17 protein-coding genes and 1 tRNA gene are annotated in these 17,224 nt (G+C 32.0%); 7 read left to right on the forward strand and 11 right to left on the reverse strand.

Annotation, left to right across the window (positions count from 1 at the left end; genetic code table 11):
• Positions 1-55: 55 nt before the first annotated feature.
• On the reverse strand, positions 56-472 hold the full coding sequence (locus ACEN2I_RS02060; RefSeq protein WP_441764460.1) for a hypothetical protein: 417 nt from the start codon (positions 470-472) through the stop codon (positions 56-58).
• Between the two features lie 141 nt (positions 473-613).
• On the opposite strand from ACEN2I_RS02060, the gene ACEN2I_RS02065 reads away from it, so the two are divergent.
• The gene (locus ACEN2I_RS02065) at positions 614-1,843 is read left to right on the forward strand and encodes a multidrug effflux MFS transporter (RefSeq protein ID WP_441764461.1); all 1,230 of its coding nucleotides are present in this window, start codon (positions 614-616) and stop codon (positions 1,841-1,843) included.
• Between the two features lie 49 nt (positions 1,844-1,892).
• On the opposite strand, the gene ACEN2I_RS02070 is transcribed toward ACEN2I_RS02065, so the two are convergent.
• The 7 genes from ACEN2I_RS02070 to ACEN2I_RS02100 form a co-directional block, all read right to left on the reverse strand.
• Positions 1,893-3,155, reverse strand: coding sequence for an NAD(P)/FAD-dependent oxidoreductase (locus ACEN2I_RS02070; RefSeq protein WP_441764462.1), 1,263 nt, complete (start codon positions 3,153-3,155; stop codon positions 1,893-1,895).
• Between the two features lie 128 nt (positions 3,156-3,283).
• The gene (locus ACEN2I_RS02075; protein ID WP_441764463.1) at positions 3,284-3,811 is read right to left on the reverse strand and encodes a GNAT family N-acetyltransferase; all 528 of its coding nucleotides are present in this window, start codon (positions 3,809-3,811) and stop codon (positions 3,284-3,286) included.
• Between the two features lie 46 nt (positions 3,812-3,857).
• Complete coding sequence (locus tag ACEN2I_RS02080; RefSeq protein ID WP_441764464.1) at positions 3,858-5,192, reverse strand: DEAD/DEAH box helicase; 1,335 nt, start codon at positions 5,190-5,192, stop codon at positions 3,858-3,860.
• A gap of 218 nt (positions 5,193-5,410) precedes the next feature.
• On the reverse strand, positions 5,411-6,088 hold the full coding sequence (locus ACEN2I_RS02085) for a metal-dependent hydrolase (RefSeq protein ID WP_441764465.1): 678 nt from the start codon (positions 6,086-6,088) through the stop codon (positions 5,411-5,413).
• Between the two features lie 25 nt (positions 6,089-6,113).
• Positions 6,114-7,076, reverse strand: coding sequence for a 1,4-dihydroxy-2-naphthoate octaprenyltransferase (gene menA / locus ACEN2I_RS02090; protein ID WP_441764466.1), 963 nt, complete (start codon positions 7,074-7,076; stop codon positions 6,114-6,116).
• A gap of 73 nt (positions 7,077-7,149) precedes the next feature.
• Positions 7,150-7,983, reverse strand: coding sequence for a 1,4-dihydroxy-2-naphthoyl-CoA synthase (locus ACEN2I_RS02095; RefSeq protein WP_070908004.1), 834 nt, complete (start codon positions 7,981-7,983; stop codon positions 7,150-7,152).
• 750 nt (positions 7,984-8,733) lie between these two features.
• A complete protein-coding gene (locus ACEN2I_RS02100; protein WP_441764467.1) occupies positions 8,734-9,621 on the reverse strand; it encodes a LamG domain-containing protein in 888 nt (295 codons plus the stop codon).
• A 466-nt stretch (positions 9,622-10,087) separates the two neighbouring features.
• Between ACEN2I_RS02100 and ACEN2I_RS02105 the strand changes: the two genes are divergently transcribed.
• The 3 genes from ACEN2I_RS02105 to ACEN2I_RS02115 all read left to right on the forward strand — a co-directional run bounded on the left by ACEN2I_RS02105 (position 10,088) and on the right by ACEN2I_RS02115 (position 11,579).
• Positions 10,088-10,168, forward strand: a tRNA-Tyr gene (locus tag ACEN2I_RS02105).
• A 291-nt stretch (positions 10,169-10,459) separates the two neighbouring features.
• Positions 10,460-11,269: a phage integrase SAM-like domain and Arm DNA-binding domain-containing protein gene (locus ACEN2I_RS02110; protein WP_441764468.1), complete on the forward strand. Its 810-nt coding sequence runs from the start codon at positions 10,460-10,462 to the stop codon at positions 11,267-11,269.
• Between the two features lie 172 nt (positions 11,270-11,441).
• Positions 11,442-11,579 (forward strand): hypothetical protein, encoded by a 138-nt coding sequence (locus tag ACEN2I_RS02115; RefSeq protein ID WP_441764469.1) that lies wholly within the window; start codon positions 11,442-11,444, stop codon positions 11,577-11,579.
• A gap of 321 nt (positions 11,580-11,900) precedes the next feature.
• Here the strand turns inward: ACEN2I_RS02115 and ACEN2I_RS02120 are convergent, their stop codons facing one another.
• The gene (locus ACEN2I_RS02120; RefSeq protein WP_441764470.1) at positions 11,901-12,092 is read right to left on the reverse strand and encodes a cold-shock protein; all 192 of its coding nucleotides are present in this window, start codon (positions 12,090-12,092) and stop codon (positions 11,901-11,903) included.
• A gap of 928 nt (positions 12,093-13,020) precedes the next feature.
• On the opposite strand from ACEN2I_RS02120, the gene ACEN2I_RS02125 reads away from it, so the two are divergent.
• On the forward strand, positions 13,021-13,440 hold the full coding sequence (locus ACEN2I_RS02125) for a response regulator (protein ID WP_441764471.1): 420 nt from the start codon (positions 13,021-13,023) through the stop codon (positions 13,438-13,440).
• Between the two features lie 8 nt (positions 13,441-13,448).
• Here the strand turns inward: ACEN2I_RS02125 and ACEN2I_RS02130 are convergent, their stop codons facing one another.
• Entirely contained in the window at positions 13,449-13,715 is a 267-nt protein-coding gene (locus ACEN2I_RS02130; protein WP_441764472.1) for a hypothetical protein, read from the reverse strand.
• A gap of 522 nt (positions 13,716-14,237) precedes the next feature.
• Here ACEN2I_RS02130 and ACEN2I_RS02135 point away from each other — a divergent pair.
• A complete protein-coding gene (locus tag ACEN2I_RS02135; RefSeq protein WP_441764473.1) occupies positions 14,238-14,927 on the forward strand; it encodes a VIT1/CCC1 transporter family protein in 690 nt (229 codons plus the stop codon).
• Positions 14,928-15,215: 288 nt separating this feature from the next.
• Here the strand turns inward: ACEN2I_RS02135 and ACEN2I_RS02140 are convergent, their stop codons facing one another.
• On the reverse strand, positions 15,216-15,416 hold the full coding sequence (locus ACEN2I_RS02140) for a DDE-type integrase/transposase/recombinase (protein ID WP_441764474.1): 201 nt from the start codon (positions 15,414-15,416) through the stop codon (positions 15,216-15,218).
• A 309-nt stretch (positions 15,417-15,725) separates the two neighbouring features.
• Here ACEN2I_RS02140 and ACEN2I_RS02145 point away from each other — a divergent pair, with 309 nt between their 5' ends.
• A complete protein-coding gene (locus ACEN2I_RS02145; protein ID WP_441764475.1) occupies positions 15,726-17,066 on the forward strand; it encodes a sigma-54-dependent transcriptional regulator in 1,341 nt (446 codons plus the stop codon).
• Positions 17,067-17,224 lie beyond the last annotated feature (158 nt).

Raw genomic sequence — 17,224 nt, forward strand, 5'->3', positions numbered from 1 at the left:
TGTATACAAATAAGGCTATTACTTAACATAATAGCCTTAAAAATTTACAATTGAATTACAGCTTTTTTAAGTATACAGCTTTACCATTCAATGATACTTCAATTTCATTGGTTTTTTCTGAAAAAGTAGTTCTTAAAGCATTTCCATTAAAAATAGTAACATCTCCATAAACTTTACCAGTTTCAGGAGATATATATTCAAACAATAATTTTTTATTATCTGGTTCTATACCTAACTTATAACTTGAAAATTTTGATTCTTTTAAATCAAATTGCTGTTGTGAATCAATAATTTTTCCATCAGCATAAAAATTAGTGATGGTTTTGTTTAATGTAATGTCAGGATAATACTCATTTACTTTTGTAAGCAGTGCATATTGCGCTACATTTGCATCTTCTTGTTTTGAAGTGATTGTTTGAGCAAAAGAAATTGTTGTAAAAATAAGAGCTAATAGTAAAGTGAATTTTTTCATAATTAAAATTTTAGAGTTAAAGTTTCAAAACATTTTTGAAAACTTACATAATAACCATTTTTTGCATTAAAATAATTATTACATTCAACAAGATAGTAAATTATTACCATTAAACTAAAATTTAAGAAATATTTTAAGAAAATGACAACAAAAAAATATATCAAACTTATTCTTGTTTTAGGTTCCTTAACAGCACTTGGTCCTTTTTCTATTGATATGTATTTACCCGGATTTTCAGGAATTGCTAAAGATTTGAATACAACAGTTGCAAAAGTTTCGATGAGCTTATCAAGTTATTTTATCGGAATTTCAGCTGGACAGTTACTGTATGGTCCTTTATTGGATCGTTTTGGACGAAAGAGACCTTTGTTTATTGGTTTAATGGTTTATATTTTGGCGTCATTAGGATGTGTATATGTTGCCGATATTGATACTTTTATATTCCTGCGTTTTATTCAGGCTGTTGGTAGCTGTGCTGCAACAGTAGCTTCTGTAGCAATGGTAAGGGATTTATTTCCCGTAAAAGATATACCTAAAGTATTTTCATTATTAATGCTTGTTCTTGGACTTTCCCCAATGCTGGCACCAACAATTGGTGGTTATGTAACTGAAGATTACGGTTGGCATTCAGTGTTTTTAATCTTAATGTGTATGGGAATTGCTATTCTGACAGCTTCACAAATAGGTTTGCCAAATTCTTACAAACCTGACACCTCAATTTCATTAAAACCAAAGCCAATTATTTCAAACTTTTTAAAAGTACTCAAAGAACCTCAGTTTTTTACTTATGCTTTTACCGGGGCAATAGCGTTTTCTGGATTATTTTCTTACGTAGCGGCCTCTCCTATGATTTTTATGGATATTTATCATGTTAATGCAAAAACATATGGATGGATTTTTGCGTTCATGTCGGTGAGTTTTATTGGCTCTAGTCAATTAAATTCGGTTTTATTGAGAAGGTTTACAAGTGAACAAATGATTTTTAGTGCTCTAATAACTCAATCCGCAATAAGTATCACTTTTTTGATTCTTTCTTTGAACAATCTTTTGGGTTTATACGAAACGATTGGAATGTTATTTTTGTTTTTAGGCTGCTTGGGAATTTCAAATCCTAATACTGCCGGACTTACAATGGCTCCTTTTGCTAAAAATGCAGGAAGTGCTTCTGCATTGATGGGAGCGATTCAGCTTGGTTTAGGCGCTTTGGCTTCTTTTGCCATCGGGATTTTTGTTAAGGATTCAGTAGCTCCAATGGTTGCCATCATGACTGCTACAACAATTTTAGCATTTATTATTCTCAATATAGGAAAGCGTTTTATCAAACAAAAAGTAGAAATATCATCCGGAGACGAAATTACCATTGGTCATTAATTAGGTATAAAAAAATCCGGAATATTTAATTCCGGATTTTTTTATGTCTTTACTGTTGTTTTTTATCTGGTCTGATTATCATTCTGAGAGATTGATCACTGGCAAAATAAGCAACCATCCAATTGTAAAAAGTATTCAATCGGTTTCTGTAAGTAATCAATGAAATTAAATGAACAAATAACCAAATAAACCAGGCAAAGAATCCTTTAAAGTGCCATTTAGGACTTGGTAAATCCACTACTGCTTTGTTTTTTCCAATGATCGCCATTGATCCTTTATCGTTATAAACAAAAGGTTTAAGTGGTTTGTTTTGAAGTGAAGCTTTAAAATTTTTAGCCAGATTTATCCCTTGTTGTATGGCAACCTGAGCAACCTGCGGATGGCCGTTAGGAAAGTTATTATCAGCAGTTAAAATTGCTGTATCCCCAATAGCATATATATTTTGTGTTGCATTTACTTTATTAAAAGCGTCAGTTGCCATTCTTCTTCCCCGTCCATAACTTTCAGCAGGCATTCCATTAAAAACTTTAGCAGTAACACCGGCTGCCCATATTAAATTTTTAGTTTTAATTGTTTCTCCATTTTCAAAATATACAGTATCATCTACATAATCCGTTACCTTACTATTTAATTTAACGACTACACCTAATTTTGTAAGTGCTTCTAGAGTATCTCTTTGAGATGCTTCACTCATTGGAGCGAGCAATGCATCTCCACCGTCAACCAAATATATATTACTTGCTGTAGTATCTAATTCAGGATATTCTTTTAATAAAATATTTTTTCGCATTTCAGCAAACATACCGGAAACCTCTACTCCTGTCGGTCCTCCACCTGCTACGACTATTGTTAATAATTTTCGGCGTTTACGTATTTCTTTGCAAATAGCTGCTTTTTCTAAATTCTTAAGCAATGTATTTCGCATTACAATGGCATCATTTAAGGTTTTCATCGGAATGGCATTTTTCATTACGTTTTCCATACCAAAGTAACTAGTTTCAGCACCTGTCGCAAAAACCAAATGGTCATACGATAATTCACCATTACTCAAAATTACTTTATTTTCTGAAGGAAGAACTGAAACTAATTCACCTAACCGAAATTGAAGGTTTTTTTTACCAGCAAAAAACTTCCTAAAGGGATAACTGATGCTTGAAGGCTCCAAAAAAGCTGTAGCAACCTGATATATAAGAGGGGGAAAAAAATTATAATTGTTTTTATCTACAAGTGTAACTTGTATTTCAGGATGATTTAGAAGTTCTTTCGCCAGATTTAATCCCGCAAAACCACCTCCAATAATAACTATGTTCATATATATTATTTTAATAAAGTTGTATAGAAACTATCGTGCTTGTATCTACTGTATAAATTTAACACTTATAATTCCAAGTACAAACTCATCTTTGAAATTTATTTAAAATTAAATCTAAGTCCGGATTTTTATTTATTAATCAATTTTAGTTTCATCATAATATCTGTCTGCTCATCATTTCCTAATTTAAAAATATGTTTGTCAAATTCGATAAAGCCATTTTTCTTATAAAAATGTATTGCTCTATGGTTTTCTTCCCAAACACCTAACCATACATATTCTAATTTTTTTTGGTTTGCTATTTCTACCGCTTTAGCATAAAGTGATTGTCCTATATTTTTTCCGTGAAATTCTTTTGAAACATAAATGCGTTCAATTTCAAGAGCTTTATTGTCTTTTAATTCAGTTTGTGATTCTCCAAAGTTTATTTTTAAATAACCAATCAATTTACTATCCAACATTGCAAAATAGAATTCTGAATTTTTATCGGTAAGTTCCGTTTTTAGTTTTTCTTTAGAAAATTCTTCTTCCACATAACTTTTCATATTCTCTTCAGAATTTGATTTTGAAAATGTTTCCTGAAAAGTCTGTCTACTGATTTTTTGTAGTTCATCAATTTCTTTAAGCGAAATTCTCTTTATTTCAACAGTATTCATTCTTAATATTTAAAGTTTTTAGATAATTTATAAAGTAAATTAAAACCTATTTTTTTAACTTTTTAACTGGCTTTTCAGCTATTTCAACCTTATTTTGTAAGACATAGTTAGCTAACAATTTTTCGATTAATTCCTCTTTTGTAAGATGATGAAAAACAGTTTTCACTTTAGTTTTTAAATCAGTTGAAATATCATGGTTAGGTTTGGTTTTGAAGATTTGTTTTGCCCATAAAAGTGTATTATTTTCTTCTAGGCTTGCAACAGAAGGTTTTTTGAATTCGGAAAATTTCAAACCTAATTCTCTTTCAAATTCAGGGATTTCAATTAGTTCTTCCTGTTGTAAGACAGTTAAAGAAAATCCCTTTGCTCCTGCCCTGGCTGTTCTTCCGCTTCTATGAACATACGTTTCATAAACATCCGGTAAATGATAATTGACCACATATGAAATTTCTTTTACATCAATTCCTCTCGCAGCCAAATCGGTTGCTACCAAAATATTGATATGACCTTCACGAAATTGCTCCATAATTCTGTCTCGAATTCCTTGTGATAAACTACCATGAAGAGCTCCTGAAGAAAAACGATTAATAGCAAGATTTTTAGCTAATTTATTGACAGCCGCTTTTGTTTTACAAAAAATAATACCGCGTTCTCCATCTTTAGAGTTTAAAAAATGCATTAAAACATCTAATTTTTCAATCGGATCAACCAAAATATATTCATGATTAATTCCTTGGTTACCAATGGTTTCCATATTAACACTGATTTGAACTACATTTTTATTTAAGTAATTCTGAATGAGTTGTTTTATAGTTCCTGGTAAAGTGGCAGAAAATAATAAGGTACGATGCTTTTTAGGAAGCTGGGCAATAATTTCATCCAGACTTTCTTTAAGGATAGAAACCATTTCATCTGCTTCGTCTAAAACAAGATATTGAGTTTGTTTTAAATCGACAGCTTTACGCTGAATCAAATCGATTAAACGGCCCGGAGTTGCCACGAGAATGTGTGTTGGATTCGTAAGTCGTTCGATTTGGGGCTTTATCGGAATTCCACCGCAGGTTGCTGCGATAGAAATGTTTGGAATGTGCTTTGAAAAATCTTCCAGATTTCTGAAAATTTGCTGACCAAGTTCTCTTGTAGGCACTAAAATTACCGCCTGAATGATTGGTGAATTGGTATCAATTAACTGTAATAAAGGCAGTCCAAATGCAGCAGTTTTACCGGTTCCTGTTTTAGCTAAACCAACCAGATCGTGATTTTCAGATAAAAGTAACGGAATTGTTTTTTGTTGAATTTCTGTTGGCTCAACAATATTCAATTCGCTTAATGCTTTTAAAATTGGTGCTGAAATTCCTAATGATGCGAATTGTTTAGACATTGTTTTTGTTTTAGATTTTAGAGTTCCGGTTAAAGATAAAACAGATTTACAAAAGTTTTAATGTTGTTTATCATAATTAAGAAACATCCATTTTAAGCATTCTTATGAAAACTGAAGCCCTAGCCCTGATGGAAACGGTATCCTTTTGTGGCGGGGTTCGGCACAAAAGATATAGTGTACAGCAGGAAAGAGCTTCTTATTTTAAAAATATATTCAGTTTATAATTCGATAGATTCTCCAATTTTGAGAAGCATTAAGTCTTTTCCTTTGTCGAAAAATTTGCGAATAGATTCTTCATGATTGATTTCGATGTATCCAAAAGTATCAAAATGGTATCCTAGAACTTTATCACATTCTACAAAATCAGAAGCTATAATGGCATCTTCGACATTCATTGTAAAATTATTCCCAATTGGCAAAATGGCCAAATCTAATTTCGTGCGCATTGGAATCAATTTCATATCCATAGTCAGGGCTGTATCACCGGCAATATAGATATTTTTATGTTCCCCTTCTATAACGAAACCTCCAGGATTTCCGCCATAACTCCCGTCAGGAAATGAGCTGGAATGAATGGCATTTACATATTTAACTTTTCCAAAGTCAAAATTCCAGCTTCCGCCATGGTTCATTGGGTGTGCTTTTAAACCTAATTTCGCATAATAACTGGCAATTTCGGCATTTGAAACAATTGTAGCTTCAGTACGGTTAGCGATTGCCTCTACATCCAGTACATGATCACCATGTGCGTGAGTAAGCAAAATATAATCTGCTTTTAATGTGTTTATATCTATTGACGAAGCTTGCGGATTTCCCGTAATAAAAGGATCAACAATAATATGTTTTCCTCCTACTTCAATTCCTAAAGATGCGTGACCGTAAAATGTAATTTTCATTTGATAAAATTTTAAAGTGAAATAATTATCTTCCTCCTAAAAAAAGATTAACAATAATATCAGAAATTAAAGATATCATACAAATCGTTAGCAAGATGGAAAGTAAAAAAGTACTAAGTGCCAGTTTTTTTAATTCTGGATCTAATAGCTTGGGGTTTTGATTTTTATAAACAGTAATTAAATGTTTTATTAAAGGTATAAAAGCTACTAAAAACAAATACTGATCGAAATTATAATCGCTTAAAACCGCAAAAATAATGACCAAAAGCATCGCTGTAATAATTATTGAAAAATGATAAATTTTAGCATTTGCTCCGCCAATCTGAACTACAATAGTGTTTTTTCCGGATTTTCTGTCAGAGTCTTCATCACGCATATTGTTCAGGTTTAAAACACCTACGCTTAATAAACCAATTGAAATGGCAGGTAAAATCAAAAGTGGATCAACTTCTTTAGAATATAAAAAATTAACACCTAAAGTACTTACAAGTCCGAAGAATACAAAAACAAATACATCTCCAAAACCTTTATAGCCATATGCGTAATTACCTACTGTATAACGAATTGCAGAAGCAATTGCTGCGATTCCAAGTACTAAGAAAAAGATTGAATACCCAAAATTATTTTCTCCAAAAGCAAAATATATTAGAATAATTGCAGATAAAAGTGTTAATAATGATGTGATTATAATGGCTTTTTTCATGGCCTGAGGTGTAATTACACCACTTTGAATAGCTCTTTGTGGTCCTACCCTATCCGTATTATCAGTTCCTTTAACGCCATCTCCATAATCATTTGCAAAATTAGACAGAACCTGTAAACCTAATGTTGTTAAAAGTGCAAAACCAAAAACCTTCCAGCTAAATACTTCTGTTGGTGTATTAATTGTTTCTGTTGGGTTTGATAAGGCGTAAATACTTCCTACTATAATTCCGGAAACTGATAAAGGTAATGTGCGCAATCTGGCGGCTTCAATCCAATGTTTCATTATATTTTGTTTATTCGATTAAATTTTTGAATCGTTAAAGAGATTCTTTGTAGTGTTTATTTATTATGTTTTTTTATGGAAGCCATTTATTTTCGCCAAAATTAGGCTTTCTTTTTTCTAAAAAGGCATTTCTTCCTTCTTTTGCTTCTTCGGTCATGTAAGCAAGACGTGTTGCTTCTCCAGCAAATACTTGCTGGCCAACCATTCCGTCATCTGTTAAGTTCATGGCGAATTTCAGCATTTTTATAGATGTTGGTGATTTTTGAAGGATTTCCTGAGCCCATTCATAAGCAGTAGCTTCTAATTCATCATGTGGAATAACGGCATTTACCATTCCCATATCCATAGCTTCCTGAGCTGAATAATTCCTTCCTAAAAAGAAAATCTCCCGTGCTTTTTTCTGTCCGACCATTTTAGCCAGATAAGCAGATCCATATCCACCATCGAAACTGGTTACATCGGCATCTGTTTGCTTAAAAATGGCGTGCTCCTTACTGGCTAATGTCATATCACAAACCACATGTAAACTGTGTCCGCCACCGACAGCCCATCCCGGAACAACCGCAATGACTACTTTTGGCATAAAACGAATTAATCGCTGAACTTCTAGAATATTTAATCGATGTTGTCCATCATCTCCAACATAACCCTGATGTCCACGTGCATTTTGATCTCCTCCGCTGCAGAAAGAATATACTCCGTCTTTTGTTGAAGGACCTTCCGCAGAAAGCAAAACCACTCCTATCGAAGTATCTTCCTGAGCATCATAAAATGCCTGATATAATTCGGATGTGGTTTTGGGACGAAAAGCGTTTCTAACATTAGGTCTGTTAAAAGCTATTCTTGCAACTCCGTTACATTTTTTATACGTTATATCTTCGAATTCTCTGGCAGTTATCCAATCCATTTTCTATTTATTTTGTTTTAAACAATTATAGTGTAAAAATAAACCATTTTTACATTTTTACCTACTCAATTGACATCAAGTCTTTTTTCTAAATTAGATTCTGTGCATAATTATACTCAAAAAATAAAAAATAACACTTTTTAACACTTGCTTTAAAAAAATATAAGTAATTTTACAACCTAGAAATCAATGAGATACATTTTATTTATTGATTTAAAGATTGATTTTCTTTCACTGATTTATTAACCTAAAAAATGACTTTTTTTGAGAAAAATTAAAAAATTTGTCGCTCATTTTTTTACGGTTTTTAATTATAAAACGAAAAATAATGAGCAAATGATTTATTCATATGTTTCAACTTCAAGAAAAAGATAGTAACACCGAGGGTTAAATACTAGAATTGTTTATTCAATTTATCAAAAAGATTATGATAGTTGAGAATTTAAATTGAAAACTTTCTATAATACATTATCAAACCAAAGGGTCTGCCGTGAAATTGATTGATTGTTTTTGACATAAATGAATTGATTATTTAAAAGACATAAGCTTAAAAAAAGAGTAATTCTTAAAATTCGTAAAAGTTTTACTTTTTTAAATTACATTAAAGATTATTTTATTTCTGTTTTTTTTTAATTACAATTTTTTAAAACTAGAATAAAAAGAGAAAGGTTATTCGTAATGAATAGCCTTTCTTATTTATATGCTTTCAATAAATAAAAAAAACAAAGATTTCCGATAAATCGAAAAGCCTTATTTAGATGTGATTTTTTTTGATGGTAAATTCGTTATTTTTAATAAATAAGTACCTTCTGGAAGCTGATTTATATTTATTTCCTGCATATTATTACTTAATACTCTTTGTCCCTGAGAAAACACTTCTATTTTTTTTGTAGCTAAAACAGTTGGCTTTACAATTGAAGTCCCTGAATCAGGACTCTTTTTTTCATTTTCTTTTTTTGTGGTCGCAACAACAGGAAGTGACTGTTTTGAAGTATTGTATAAAGCAGATATATCCTGATCAGATAAGGGAATATTATATATTTTTAAATCATCAATATCTGCATTGATGCCTATTGTTGTATTGATTTCACCTAATTTAAAGACCGTTCCTTTTGTATCACGTGACAAACCCTTTATATATTTTAGTAATTCTCCATTTCTGTATATTTTCGAAGTATTGCCATCAAAAGTAATACTGTATTGATACCAGGTATTTTTAACTAACGGAATATTGATTAAAAGGTCATTTGAAGCTCCCCAACCTGCCAGACTCAAATCGGAATTTGAAGTTGTTGTACCTTGTTGCAACAGTCCAAAATATTGCGTATTGTAAGCTGTACCATATCCCCAAATATAATTAGCAGAACATATATCGTTCATTTTAATCCAAATCGTTATGGTTCGTGGAGCATCACTTTGCGGAAGATTATCAATAACCGCCTCTAAAGCCTTATTTGTTAATCTTTGTGCACTTTTTTCATTTCCCATTCTATCCGTTACATAATTTTCTGTTCCCATAAACGATATGGTATTTTCTGTATTATGCAATGTTCCGTTAAAATTAAATTCGTGAATAGGCGCCTGTGCATTAAGATTTATCGAAATGAGTATCATCAACGTAAGTAATGTTTTTTTCATGATATTCTTATATTAAAATATTTAATCATTTTAATACTACTAAAATAGATTTAAACCTATTTTTAGAGAAATTTACTCGATGAATAACTTAAATAATCGTTAAAATACATTAAAATTAAGAATTTCTTACTCGTTATTTTGTGTTTTTCTTATTAAATTTAATAAATTAATATTTTTTAAGTACTAAAAAAACAATTTTCTTACGTATAAATAAGGTTAATTCAATAAATCACTTAAATTTTATAAATTTAAACTCCGAATTTATTTTTCTATTTAAATAAATCTCAAATTCAATGTTAGTTTTTACAAATCAAAAAAAAATAATAAAATATCGAATTTTACTTTATTCAATACCAATGAATTAAAAAATAACTTAAAATTAAGTTGAATTTTAGTTTGCAAACAACAAAAACGTTTATATATTTGCAACCGCTTAGAACAACAAAGCACATAAATACAAAGCTGAGGGGAGATACTCAAGCGGCCAACGAGGGCAGACTGTAAATCTGCTGTGTGAACTTCGCAGGTTCGAATCCTGCTCTCCCCACGGAAAGGCCGAAAAGCCGGAAAACTTAAAGTTTTCAATCTTTTCAAAAAACCTTAAAAAATGTCTTAAAGCCAGTAAATCCGATGATTTACTGGCTTTTTTGCTTTATGGCCTGTTTTCAATATTTATAAATGCTCACAAAATTAAAGGTGCAGAATCGGTGCACTTTCCGGCGCGCAGAAAAGTGCACCAGAAACAGCAAAAATCCCTTACTTTATAGGGGTTAACGAGATTAACGACTTGATTTGGAAGTGATATTATTCTACATTTATTAATTTAAAAAGTAGGATTATGTTGGAAAGCAGTTTTGGTTTGGGATTCTTTTTAAAAAGACCCAAAATAGAAAGTAAAGAATGGATCGTATATTTCAGAATAACTGTTGACGGTATCCGTAAGGAAAGTTCAACTAAGAGAAAATGGGATAATACACGATGGGATCAAAGGTTCGAAAGAGCGGTCGGCTCAAAGGAAGATGCAAAGTCTCTGAACTTCTTTTTGGATTCGCTGACTTTAAAAATCAATGAAATCAAAACCGAAATGATGTACAGCGGCAAAACCATAACCGCTGAGAAAATTATGGACGAGGTCTTGGGAAGGACAGCGCCAAAGATTAAGGTGCTCGAAGAATTTCAAAAGCATAATGATGAAATGGAGGCGCTTCTTGGAAAAGGCTATGCAAAAGGCACCCTTGACCGGTTTACCATTACTAAAAACCATTTAACCGCTTTTATCAAGTTCAAGCTTAAAAAGCACGATCTTGAATTTGCGGATTTGAATCTTGAGTTTGTAAAGGACTTCGAGTTTTACCTTGGAACTGTACGCGACTGCAGCAACAACACCACCCTAAAGTATATTGCAAATTTCAAAAAGATTGTAATCCGCGCCATTGATAAGGAGTTAATCACCAAGGACCCATTTAAGAACTTTAAGGGACGTAAAACAAAACTGGTAAAAAAAACACTCACCGCACAGGAATTGTACGAACTTGAAAGTCATTATTTCACAACTGACAGGCTCAATGTCGTAAGGGATGTATTTGTATTCCAATGCTACACCGGACTGACTGGCTTACATCGATGCATACCAATTAAAAAAGACTGATATCAAAAAAGGTATTGACGGAAACCTGTGGATTATGTCTGAAAGGCAGAAAACCAATTCATCATTTAATGTCCCTCTTCTTCCTCAGGCACTAAAATTAGTTGAAAAGTATAAAGACCATCCTCTCTGTATTCACCGCGGTACGGCCCTTCCAGTTTCTTCAAATCAGAAGATGAACGAGTATCTGAAAGAAGTTGCAGTATTGTGCGGTTTTCCTTTCACGCTCAACACGCATATGGCCCGTCGGACTTTCGGAAGCACGGTAACCCTAAATAATAACGACCCTATTATTTGGATTGGAATCTATTGATTTCTTTTAAAAAAAACGCAAACTCCTGTGTGATACGAGTTCCTTCTGCTACTAAATTCCAATCCCTGAAAACGATGTTTCCACTGTCCTCATTAAGCCTTATTCTGCGGGTAATATAAGACATACATGATGTCCACGAATAGGAAAATCCTGAACCGTTATCTCATCGAAAAATCCTTTTGAACTTAATTTAAAGCTTCTGTATTCTTTAGATTTCACAAACACTATAATATCCATAAAAACAATTTCTCATCATTACATTATAACATAAAGGCACCTGCTAAGCAGGTGCCTTTATAAGTTAACTGTCTGATAGTATTTTTATGCTATGACTACGTTTACTGCGTTTGGACCTTTACGGCCTTCTTCTACGTCATATCGTACTGCATCGTTTTCACGTATGTTTTCTGATAGACCTGAAGCATGAACAAAAACTTCGGCTCCTCCATTATTAGGAGTTATAAATCCGAATCCTTTTTCTTCATTGAAAAATTTTACTGTACCTTCTTGCATTTTAATGTATTTAATAGCACAAAGATAACTTTATAAAAATAGAAACCTATTCATAATGAGTATTTTATTTATTAAAATTAAATAAATATCTTCATAGTTAAAAAGTAGATTTATGTCGCATCTGTCAGAATCAAGAATTTAAGTAATTTAAAAGTTAATCTACCTATTTACAGAATGTTTTAAACATAGTTATCTCTGATCTAACAATCTGGTTTTTCCTCAGCATATACACAACTTCAATTTCACTCTAAGGTTTGTTTGGCCAATTCAAAACTTTTAAAGCCTAATCCGTTTTGTATGCGACACTTGATAAAACGATAATCTTGTTCTACAATAGTGTTGAGATATTTTACACTGTAGGATTTTAATCTTTGAGAACGAATGCTTGTTATAGGCTTTGATAGCGGGAGTATTAGAACCACTTTTATAAATGTTTATGATTCTTGGCCTGTAGTTATCTACCGCTCGATATAAATAAAACAAATACCTTTTGCTTTAATATATGCCTAATCCAATCTCCAATTCGCCCCCACTCTGACTTTTCTCTTCTTTATCTCTGACTCAATCGAAGGTTTAAACTTATAAACCCAAAGCTGAATCATTGCATGATCCACAATCACTCATCTAATCTTCATTATTTCTTTACATCGCGGTAACTACTTGTAAATCTTAATTTTAAATATATTGCCAGAAGGATTATATATTTTGGATACAATGACCTTTAGTATTCATTTTTTTTAAAGTGTACATTATAAAAATAAAAGTTATTCCCCAGATGCGACAGAAAATTTGTGTAGAGTATTCAAGAAAACAAAGTGAGGGCTTTGCTAATATATATAAATCAGTATACCCAAATATACTTTATTCTCTAATTGTGAATATATTTAAAAAAAACATTATACATTTAGATACCCTTAAAATTAATAAAATGAAGAACGGTAATATTCTAATAATAGAAGATGATGCAGATGATAAGGAGATTTTAGAAGATGTAATTGTATCTCTTGGCAATACTAACAAAATCGTGTGGAAAATTAATGGAGCAGAAGCACTTTCATACCTTTCTGCCAGCAACGAAAAAATGTTTATCATTTTTTGCGATATGAACATGCCAATTATGAATGGGCTGGAATTAAAACGACTTATCGATGCTGACCCGGTTCTCAGAAAAAAAAGTATACCGTTCGTTTTTTATTCCACAGCAGCAACGCAAAATGCAATTGAAGAAGCTTACACAACACTTAGTATTCAAGGCTTTTTTAAAAAAGAAAATGACTATCATAAAACAAAATCAATTGTCAATACTATACTTGAGTACTGGAAAAGCTGCATTCATCCAAATGCATAAATTTTGATCTAATTTATTTTCAGTTCTTTCATTTGTTTATAAATTTCAATTTTCCCTATTACATCAAAATCCAAATTATAGTCAATAATAAATTCATAATTTTTATCCATTAGCAGGATGTTCATCGCTTGATAAATTTGATTATTCAATTCTTTCTTTTTTGATAAAATAAGATAGGATGGCAAGGAGTATTGAGAAAAATCATTTGTGACAAACAGATCAAATCCTTCCTTTTTAGTTTCTTCAACAAAACAATGACCAGGAAAATTAAGCAAATTTTTAGCTATGAAATCCTTAAATTGTTCAAGATCTGATTTAGAATCATTCTAACGGCTATACTTTGAGAAGGAAAGGTATTTTCAAGTAATTTTATTTGGAATTATTAACAGTGAAAATGAATGTTATTAATAAAGAGTTCTTGACCAATAGCTAAAGCATAGATGAAAAGATTGACCGGTTAAACAATCAAAAAATAAAAGCCTTCTTAGTCTCTGGGGCTACATGAACGAAATGATACTGCTAAAGATTACTGAGCTAGGAAAAAATAATGATTGTGGTACCAAGCCGTAATATTTAAATGAAGTAAAAAAATATAAATATTCAATATCCAGAATTTCATTTCAAAATAATACGCATGCAACTCAAATCAATCCATCTCTATGATTTTTACTGAGTGGGAAAATGATACCAAAAATAAAACACAATTTCAAATTAGGCAATTGCTGAAAACTAATTTTGGAGGTGTAAAAAAATTGATAAAAACTGTAACTGGACTAAATTAACATTAAAATAGAGCTATGCACGTGGAAAACCATTACATCAATAGAAGCGGGTGGTTGAGAGCGGCCGTTCTTGGCGCGAATGACGGGATTCTATCTACCACTAGTTTAGCCATTGGCGTGGCGGCAGCAAGTGTTACAAGAGAATCTATTTTACTGGCTGCAGTAGCTGGTTTAGTTGCCGGCGCTCTTTCTATGGCGGCAGGTGAATATGTATCAGTAAGTTCTCAGTCTGATGTAGAAACTGCTGATCTAAAAAGGGAAAAGCTTGCACTTGAAACACTGCCTGAAGAAGAATTGGAAGAACTGGCAGACATTTATATTCAAAGAGGTTTGAATAAAGAGTTAGCCAGACAGGTTGCTATCGAATTAACTGCTCATGATGCTCTTGAAGCTCATGCACGCGATGAACTTGGTATTAATGAAATTTCGCAGGCAAATCCTCTGACAGCAGCTTTTGCATCAGCAATTTCTTTTATTGTCGGAGGCTTATTACCGCTACTGGTAGCTATATTTGCTCCTATCAAAGAAATGGTATTCTATCAATATGGTTTTTCAATACTTTTTTTAGCATTATCAGGAATACTAGCCGCTAAAACAGGCGGATCAAAAACCCTAAAAGCAGTATTGCGTATTTGCATCTGGGGCACTTTCGCAATGGTAATGTCGGCATTAGTAGGTTATATTTTTGGTGTTCAGACTGCTTAAAAAAATAGCTTTTTATTTGATTTAAAATTTAATCAGATCTTAAGCAAGTAAAAAAAGAAGGATACCTAACGATTCGCTATTTCGCATAGACCTAAAACAAACGTTTGTTTGGCCGATTTAAAACTTTTAAAACCTAATCCGTTTTATATGCGCCACTTGATAAAACGATGTCTTGTTCTACAATAGTGTTGAGATATTTACACTGCCGGATTTAATCTTTGGGAACGAACGCTTGTTACAGAATTTGATAGCGGCAGTATTAGAACCGCTTTTATCAATGCTTATGACTCATGACTTGTAGTTATAACTAATTGCTTTTATTAGAAAAGACTGCGCGCTCATGCTCTGTCTTTTTCTGGTCAATAGAAAATCTACTGTATTACCTAATTTATCTACTGCTCTATATAAATAATACCAAATACCTTTTACTTTGATATAGGTCTCATCTAATCTCCAGTTCGCCCCCACTCTGCCTTTACGCTTCTTCATCTCTGGCTCAATCAAACGTTTAAACATATAAACCTAACGCTGAATCGAGGCAGATCAAAATGAACTCCTCGCAATTTTCAATCTCTCCATCATCGCGTAACTAAGTGTAAATTTTACTTTGAAATATACTGCCTGAAGAATTATGTATTTTGGATAACAATGATCTTTAGTATTCATTTTTTTTAAGTGTAAATTCTAAAGATAAAATGTTATTCCCAGATATGACAGGACCGAGGTAATCAATACTTCTTCTAATTCTGAAACTATTGAGAATAATACTTAAATTTGTTTAAAAATAAACTTTCAAACTTGAAAAACATTTTAATTATAGACGACGAAGAAAAACTTAGAAGTCTTTTGGCACGTATTGTAAAATCAGAAGGATTTGACGTATTTGAAGCGAAAGATTTAAAATCTGGTTTTAAAAAACTCGAACAAACCGATATTGATGTCGTTTTATGTGATGTAAAATTACCGGATGGAAATGGCGTTGATTTCCTTCAAAATATAAAAACGAGTTTTCCTTTAACGGAAGTTATTTTACTCACTGCTTTTGGAAATATTCCTGATGGTGTCCAAGCTATGAAAAATGGTGCTTTTGATTATATTGTAAAAGGTGATGATAACGATAAAATTATTCCGCTTTTGTACAAAGCAATTGAAAAAGCACAACTACAAAAAAAAATAAAACAACTTGAGAAACGCATTGGCGATAAATATTCGTTCCATACCATTATCGGAAAATCAAAAGGAATTGAGCAAGTTGTTGACCTAGCCAAAAAAGTAGCCAAAACGGAATCTACTGTTTTGCTTACTGGAGAAACGGGAACAGGAAAAGAGGTTTTTGCGCAAGCCATTCACGAAAATAGTAGTCGTGTTGGCAAATCATTTGTTGCTTTAAACTGCAGTACTTTTAGCGCAGCTATTTTAGAAAGTGAGCTTTTTGGTCATAAACAAGGAGCTTTTACGGGAGCTTTAAAAGATAAAAAAGGTTTTATTGAAGAAGCAAATGGCGGTACTTTATTTCTTGATGAAATAGGTGAAATGCCCATCGAATTGCAAGCTAAATTATTGCGGGTTTTAGAAACAAGTGAATACATTCCGATTGGAGATACTACGCCTAAAAAATCAAATTTTAGGTTAATTACTGCTACAAACCGTGATTTAAAAATCGAAAGTGATGAACACCGTTTTCGTTTGGATTTGTATTTTCGATTGAATATTTTCGAAATAAAAATTCCATCTTTAAGAGAAAGAGTCAAAGATATTTCCTCATTAACAGACTATTTTGTCAAACAATTCTCTGAAAAAACAAATAAAAAAACTTTACAAATTGATGATGATTTTCTTTTGAAATTAGAAAATTATTCGTGGCCGGGTAATATTCGGGAACTTAAAAATGTTATTGAAAGAGCTGTTATTTTAAGTAACGGGACAATCTTAACAACCGATCTTTTACCTTACGAAATGCAGCATCAACCTGAAAAAGCTACCAAATCAATGTCGGCTTTTTCTATGAATAGTATTGAAAAACTACACATTCAAAAAGTTTTAAACTACACCAAAGGAAATAAAGCCGAAACTGCTCGTCTACTCGAAATTGGTATTGCCACTTTATACCGAAAATTAGAAGAATATAGTATTCAATAGCAATAGATAATTAACAATTAACCTTATCGTTTCAATAAAAGCTTATCATTTTGATAGGCTTTTTTTATGCGTTGTTTTTGGTATAATACTGCAATCGCTTCATTTACAATGTATTAAATAATTTTTTGCGTTTTCGGAATACATTTTGGCATAAAGAG

Origin of the sequence: Flavobacterium sp. W22_SRS_FK3 (assembly GCF_052113665.1) — a bacterium.
In the GTDB taxonomy this organism is placed as follows: domain Bacteria; phylum Bacteroidota; class Bacteroidia; order Flavobacteriales; family Flavobacteriaceae; genus Flavobacterium.

Bases quoted from the DNA above. Each gene is read 5' to 3' on its own strand.
- ACEN2I_RS02080 (WP_441764464.1), bottom strand. From the start codon at position 5,192: ATGTCTAAACAATTCGCATCATTAGGAATTTCAGCACCAATTTTAAAA.
- ACEN2I_RS02135 (WP_441764473.1), top strand. From the start codon at position 14,238: ATGCACGTGGAAAACCATTACATCAATAGAAGCGGGTGGTTGAGAGCG.
- ACEN2I_RS02140 (WP_441764474.1), bottom strand. From the start codon at position 15,416: ATGAAGAAGCGTAAAGGCAGAGTGGGGGCGAACTGGAGATTAGATGAG.
- ACEN2I_RS02110 (WP_441764468.1), top strand. From the start codon at position 10,460: ATGTTGGAAAGCAGTTTTGGTTTGGGATTCTTTTTAAAAAGACCCAAA.
- ACEN2I_RS02085 (WP_441764465.1), bottom strand. From the start codon at position 6,088: ATGAAAATTACATTTTACGGTCACGCATCTTTAGGAATTGAAGTAGGA.
- ACEN2I_RS02065 (WP_441764461.1), top strand. From the start codon at position 614: ATGACAACAAAAAAATATATCAAACTTATTCTTGTTTTAGGTTCCTTA.
- ACEN2I_RS02125 (WP_441764471.1), top strand. From the start codon at position 13,021: ATGAAGAACGGTAATATTCTAATAATAGAAGATGATGCAGATGATAAG.
- ACEN2I_RS02060 (WP_441764460.1), bottom strand. From the start codon at position 472: ATGAAAAAATTCACTTTACTATTAGCTCTTATTTTTACAACAATTTCT.
- ACEN2I_RS02070 (WP_441764462.1), bottom strand. From the start codon at position 3,155: ATGAACATAGTTATTATTGGAGGTGGTTTTGCGGGATTAAATCTGGCG.
- ACEN2I_RS02075 (WP_441764463.1), bottom strand. From the start codon at position 3,811: ATGAATACTGTTGAAATAAAGAGAATTTCGCTTAAAGAAATTGATGAA.
- ACEN2I_RS02120 (WP_441764470.1), bottom strand. From the start codon at position 12,092: ATGCAAGAAGGTACAGTAAAATTTTTCAATGAAGAAAAAGGATTCGGA.
- ACEN2I_RS02115 (WP_441764469.1), top strand. From the start codon at position 11,442: ATGAACGAGTATCTGAAAGAAGTTGCAGTATTGTGCGGTTTTCCTTTC.
- menA (WP_441764466.1), bottom strand. From the start codon at position 7,076: ATGAAACATTGGATTGAAGCCGCCAGATTGCGCACATTACCTTTATCA.
- ACEN2I_RS02100 (WP_441764467.1), bottom strand. From the start codon at position 9,621: ATGAAAAAAACATTACTTACGTTGATGATACTCATTTCGATAAATCTT.
- ACEN2I_RS02095 (WP_070908004.1), bottom strand. From the start codon at position 7,983: ATGGATTGGATAACTGCCAGAGAATTCGAAGATATAACGTATAAAAAA.